Genomic DNA, 5,780 nt, shown 5'->3' on the forward strand with positions numbered 1-5,780 from the left:
CGGATCATGGCCGGGTCCGCGGCGTCCGGCACGGCACCTCGCAAGGCGTCGGACAGGCCCTAGGCTGGCCCGCATGGCCACGCTGATCCTCGTCCGGCACGGACGCTCCACCGCCAACACCTCCGGGGTCCTCGCCGGGCGCCTGCCCGGTATCGCGCTCGACGAGCGCGGGGCCGCGCAGGCCGCCGCCCTTCCCGGGCGCCTCGCGGAGGTCCCGCTCGCCGCGGCCGTCACCAGCCCCCTCCAGCGCTGCCGGGAGACCCTGCGGCCGCTCCTGGACGCCCGCCCCGGCCTCCCGCTCCACGTCGAGGACCGGATCAGCGAGTGCGACTACGGCGACTGGTCCGGCCGCAAGCTGGCGGAGCTCAACGACGAGCCGCTGATGGACGTCGTCCAGCAGCACCCGTCCGCCGCCGCCTTCCCCGGCGGCGAGTCCATGCGCGCCATGCAGGACCGCGCCGTCGAGGCCGTACGCGACTGGAACGCCCGCATCGAGGCCGAGCACGGCGAGGACGCCACGTACCTCATGTGCTCCCACGGGGACATCGTGAAGGCGATCGTCGCCGACGCCCTCGGGCTCCACCTCGACCTCTTCCAGCGCATCCACGTCGACCCCTGCTCGGTCACCGCGATCCGCTACACGCGCGTGCGTCCCTTCCTCCTCCGTCTCGGCGACACCGGGGACTTCGCCGGCTTCGCCCCCCGCGAGCACCCCGACAGCAGCGGGACGGCAGAGGTCGGTGGTGGTGCGGGCGCACCGTGATCCCCTCGCGCAGTAGGGTGGACGCGCCGCTGTAGTACGACTGTCGAGACTCAAGGGAGCCGGGAACGTGTCCCGTCAGGTGTTCCTCTACGACCCACCGGAGCGTTTCGTGGCCGGCACGGTCGGGCTGCCTGGCCGCCGTACCTTCTTCCTCCAGGCGTCCGCCGGCGGCCGGGTCACCAGCGTCGCCCTGGAGAAGACCCAGGTCGCGGCCCTCGCCGAGCGCATGGACGAACTCCTCGACGAGGTCGTCCGCCGCACCGGGGGCAACGCGCCCGTACCGGCCGTCGCACCGGCCGAGATCGCGGACACCGCCCCCCTCGACGTGCCCGTCGAGGAGGAGTTCCGGGTCGGCACCATGGCCCTCGCCTGGGACGGCGAGGAGCAGCGCATGATCGTCGAGGCGCAGGCGCTCGTCGAACTCGACGCGGACTCCGAGGAGGACCTCGCCGAGGCCGAGGAGCGGATGCTCCAGGACGAGGAGAACGGCCCGCCGATGCTCCGCGTCCGCCTCAGCGGGGCCCAGGCCCGGGCCTTCGCCAAGCGGGCCCTGGACGTCGTCAACGCCGGCCGCCCGCCGTGCCCGCTGTGCAGCCTGCCGCTCGACCCCGAGGGGCACGTCTGCCCGCGCCAGAACGGATACCGCCGCGGAGCATGAGCAGCCCCGAGAGCCCGCGCGACATCGAGCTGCTCGCACGCGGTGAGCTGACCGTGCGCGGCCGGGTCCGCGAGGCGTCCAACGCCGTGCTGTACTGCTCCGTCGCCCACGAGGGCCGCGAGGCCGCCTGCGTCTACAAGCCGGTCGCGGGGGAGCAGCCCCTGTGGGACTTCCCCGACGGCACCCTCGCCCAGCGAGAGGTCGCCGCGTACGAGATCTCCGAGGCCACCGGCTGGGGCCTGGTCCCGCCGACCGTGCTCCGCGACGGGCCGTACGGGGAGGGCATGGTCCAGCTGTGGATCGAGGCCGACCCCGGGGCCCGGCTCCTGGCCCTCACCGAGGACGAGGAGGCGGGCGAGGGCTGGAAGGCCGTGGGGCCCGCGCAGATCGACGAGGAGCGCACCGCGCTCCTCGTCCACGCGGACACCCCCGAGCTGCGCCGGCTCGCCGTCCTGGACGCCGTCATCAACAACGGCGACCGCAAGGGCGGGCACCTGCTGCCCGCCCCCGGCGGGCGGCTGTACGGCATCGACCACGGGGTGACCTTCCACGTCGACGACAAGCTGCGCACCCTGCTGTGGGGCTGGGCGGGCGAGGAGCTGCCCGCCGAGGCGGTCGGCGTGCTCGACGCGCTCGACCGGTCCCTGGACCCGGGAGCGCCGCTCGCCACCCGACTGGCGGAACTCCTGACCGGCGCCGAGGTGGCGGCGGTACGCGCCCGCGTGGAGGCGCTGCGCGCCACCGGACGGCACCCGGAGCCCTCGGGCCGGTGGCCCGCGATCCCCTGGCCGCCCGTCTGAGGTCCCGGTCACACCCGCAGGGCCCCCTGGGCCCGCACGCGAGGTCCCGGCTCCCGCGTGCGGGCCCCGGCCCCCGCACGGGGGCGGTGCCTGCCCCACACGGGGCGGTGCCTGCCCCGCACGGGGCGGCGCTTGCCCCACACGGGGCGGTGGTGGCCCGCCCGGGACGGTGCCGGCCCCCGGCGACGGTCCCGCCCCAGCGACCGAATGTTTTCGGCCACGTCCTCCGAGGGGTGTGAACCCCTCGGGGGTATGCACGCACGCCTCCGACCCGCAAGAGCGCCTAATCGGTCAAGATCCCGGATCCGGTTCGTATCCGGAACACCTGTCCGGTTACGCTCGGGGCATGCATGCCTGGCCCGCTTCTGAGGTCCCCGCCCTTCCCGGCAAGGGCCGCGACCTCCGGATCCACGACACCGCGACCGGCGGGCGAGTGACCCTCGCCCCCGGCCCCGTCGCCCGTATCTACGTCTGCGGCATCACGCCGTACGACGCGACCCACATGGGTCACGCGGCGACCTACAACGCGTTCGACCTCGTTCAGCGCGTGTGGCTCGACACCAAGCGGCAGGTCCACTACGTCCAGAACGTCACCGACGTGGACGACCCGCTCCTGGAGCGCGCGATCCGCGACGGCATCGACTGGGTCGGCCTCGCCGAGCGCGAGACCGCCCTCTTCCGCGAGGACATGACCGCCCTGCGGATGCTGCCCCCGCAGCACTACATCGGCGCGGTCGAGGCGATACCGGGCATCATCCCGCTCGTCGAGCGGCTGCGTGACTCCGGTGCCGCGTACGAGCTCGACGGGGACATCTACTTCTCCGTCGAGGCCGACCCGCACTTCGGTCAGGTCTCGCACTACAGCACCGAGCTGATGCGCCACCTCTCCGCCGAGCGCGGCGGCGACCCGGACCGCCCGGGCAAGAAGAACCCGCTCGACCCGATGCTGTGGATGGCCGCCCGCGAGGGCGAGCCGAGCTGGGACGGCGGCAGCCTCGGCCCCGGCCGCCCCGGCTGGCACATCGAGTGCGTCGCCATCGCCCTCGACCACCTCGGCATGGGCTTCGACGTGCAGGGCGGCGGCTCCGACCTGATCTTCCCGCACCACGAGATGGGCGCCTCCCACGCCCAGACCCTCACGGGCGAGTTCCCCATGGCCAAGGCGTACGTCCACGCCGGCATGGTCGCCCTGCACGGCGAGAAGATGTCGAAGTCCAAGGGCAACCTGGTCTTCGTCTCCAAGCTCCGCCGCGACGGCGTCGACCCGGCCGCCATCCGGCTCGCGCTCCTCTCGCACCGCTACCGCGACGACTGGGAGTGGACCGACCAGGTCCTGGAGACGGCCGTGGAGCGGCTCGGCCGCTGGCGCGCCGCCGTCTCGCGCCCCGACGGCCCGTCCGCCGACGCGCTCGTCGAGGAGCTCCGCGAGGCCCTCTCCGACGACCTCGACACCCCCACCGCGCTCGCCGCGGTCGACCGCTGGGCCGCGCTCCAGACGGCCGAGGGCGGCGAGGACGAGTCCGCCCCCGGTCTCGTCTCGCGCGCTGTCGACGCACTGCTCGGTGTGGCCCTGTAACGAGCAGGACCGCACAACTCCCTTTCAGGCAACCGCCCTTGGACTTCTCGCCGAAGTCCGAGGGCGGTTCCGTTTTGTCCTGGCGGGGATGCTCGCTCCTGCGCTAAACAACCTCCATGCAATCATCATCACGCATGAAAGTTGCACTCGCCGGAGCCGTCCTCGGGCTCTTCGCGGCCTTCGCGGGACCCGGCTCCACCGCTTCGGCCACCCCCACCGACACCACGGTCGGCGACGTCACCGGCTTCGCCGCCGACGGATCCGTCTACCGGCTGACCGCCGGCCGCACCGAGGCCCGCGTCTCCTTCGTCACCGCCGACACCTTCCGCATCGAACTCGCCCCCGACGGCAGGTTCACCGACCCCACCGGCACCGACATCACCCTGCCCCAGGGCCCGCCCCCGGCCACCCGCTGGCGCGACCTCGGCGACCGCTACGAGCTCGCCACCTCCAAGGTGACCCTGCGCGCCACCAAGTCACCGCTGCGCTTCTCGGCCGCACGCGCCGACGGCACCCCCCTCTGGACCGAGACCCAGGGCCTCACCTGGAACCAGGACCGCACCGTCCAGACCCTGGCCCGCGGCGCCGACGAGCAGTTCTACGGCGCCGGCATGCAGAACGGCCGCGGCAACACCTCCCACCGCGGCAAGACCGTCGAGGTCGGCGTCGACTACAACTGGAACGACGGCGGCCACCCCAACTCCGTCCCGTTCTACCTCTCCTCCGCCGGCTACGGCGTCTACCGCAACACCTACGCCCCCAACACCTACGCCTTCACCGACCCCGTCACCACCAGCGCGAAGGAACAGCGCTTCGACGCCTACTACTTCGCCGGCGACGGGAAGGACGCCCTCAAGGACGTCATCGGGCAGTACACGCAGCTCACCGGCAAGCCCTTCCTGCCGCCCGTGTACGGCCTGGAGATAGGCGACTCCGACTGCTACCTCCACAACGCCAACCGGGGCGAGCGCCACACCCTCGACGCCCTGAAGGTCGCCGACGGCTACGTCGCCCACGACATGCCCAACGGCTGGATGCTCGTCAACGACGGCTACGGCTGCGGCTACGAGAACCTCGCCGAGACCTCCGCCGGCCTCGCGGACCGCGACATGAAGCTCGGCCTGTGGACCGAGGACGGCATCGACAAGCTCGCCGACCAGGTCAAGGCCGGCCAGCGGGTCGCCAAGCTCGACGTCGCCTGGGTCGGCTCCGGCTACAAGTTCGCCCTCGACGGCTGCAAGGACGCCCACGCCGGCATCGAGGCCAACAGCGACGCCCGCGGCTTCACCTGGGCCCCCGAGAGCTGGTCCGGCGCCCAGCGCTGCGGAGTCCAGTGGTCCGGCGACCAGTCGGGCTCCTGGGAGTACATCCGCTGGCAGATCCCGACGTACGCGGGCGCGTCCATGTCCGGACTCGCCTACACCACCGGTGACGTCGACGGCATCTTCGGCGGCAGCGCCAAGACGTACACCCGCGACCTCCAGTGGAAGATGTTCCTGCCCGTCACCATGACCATGGACGGCTGGGCCGCCAACGACAAGCAGCCCTTCCGCTACGGAGAGCCCTACACCGGCATCAACCGCGCCTCGCTCAAGCTGCACGAGGCCCTGCTCCCGTACATCTACAGCCACGCGTACCGGGCCACGAAGACCGGCGTCGGCCTCGCCCGGCCGCTCGCCCTGGAGTACCCGGACGACCCGAAGGCCACGACCGAGGCCGCGAAGTACGAGTTCCTCAGCGGCGAGGACTTCCTGGTCGCCCCCGTCTACCAGGACGCGACGGAGCGCGACGGCATCTATCTGCCGAAGGGCACCTGGATCGACTACTGGAGCGGGCGCACCTACCAGGGCCCCGTCACCGTCGACGACTACAGCGCCCCCCTCGACACCCTGCCCCTCTTCGTCCGCGCCGGGGCGGCCGTCCCGGTACGAGCGGATGGAGCCGGGCCACATGGGGACGGCCGCCCCGGCGCGGACGAAGAGG

5 protein-coding genes are annotated in these 5,780 nt (G+C 72.7%); all 5 read left to right on the forward strand.

Annotated features, from left to right (window positions below; all coding sequences use genetic code 11):
- Positions 1-73: 73 nt before the first annotated feature.
- Entirely contained in the window at positions 74-763 is a 690-nt protein-coding gene (locus CCN56_RS29720) for a histidine phosphatase family protein (protein WP_086831042.1), read from the forward strand.
- A gap of 67 nt (positions 764-830) precedes the next feature.
- Positions 831-1,421, forward strand: a complete 591-nt coding sequence (locus CCN56_RS29725) for a DUF3090 domain-containing protein (RefSeq protein WP_086831043.1) — start codon at positions 831-833, stop codon at positions 1,419-1,421.
- Entirely contained in the window at positions 1,385-2,221 is an 837-nt protein-coding gene (locus CCN56_RS29730) for an SCO1664 family protein (protein WP_179200028.1), read from the forward strand. The genes CCN56_RS29725 and CCN56_RS29730 overlap by 37 nt, the downstream gene beginning before the upstream one ends.
- Before the next feature lie 346 nt (positions 2,222-2,567).
- Positions 2,568-3,797 carry a cysteine--1-D-myo-inosityl 2-amino-2-deoxy-alpha-D-glucopyranoside ligase gene (mshC, locus tag CCN56_RS29735; RefSeq protein WP_041128397.1) on the forward strand — a complete coding sequence of 410 codons (1,230 nt, stop codon included), beginning with the start codon at positions 2,568-2,570 and terminating at the stop codon, positions 3,795-3,797.
- A 116-nt stretch (positions 3,798-3,913) separates the two neighbouring features.
- A partial coding sequence (locus tag CCN56_RS29740; RefSeq protein ID WP_143664661.1) for a TIM-barrel domain-containing protein occupies positions 3,914-5,780 on the forward strand: 1,867 nt, incomplete at its 3' end.

The sequence above is a fragment of the Streptomyces sp. NRRL B-24572 genome, from assembly GCF_002156145.1.
Classification (GTDB): domain Bacteria; phylum Actinomycetota; class Actinomycetes; order Streptomycetales; family Streptomycetaceae; genus Streptomyces; species Streptomyces vietnamensis.

Bases quoted from the DNA above. Each gene is read 5' to 3' on its own strand.
- CCN56_RS29720 (WP_086831042.1), top strand. From the start codon at position 74: ATGGCCACGCTGATCCTCGTCCGGCACGGACGCTCCACCGCCAACACC.
- mshC (WP_041128397.1), top strand. From the start codon at position 2,568: ATGCATGCCTGGCCCGCTTCTGAGGTCCCCGCCCTTCCCGGCAAGGGC.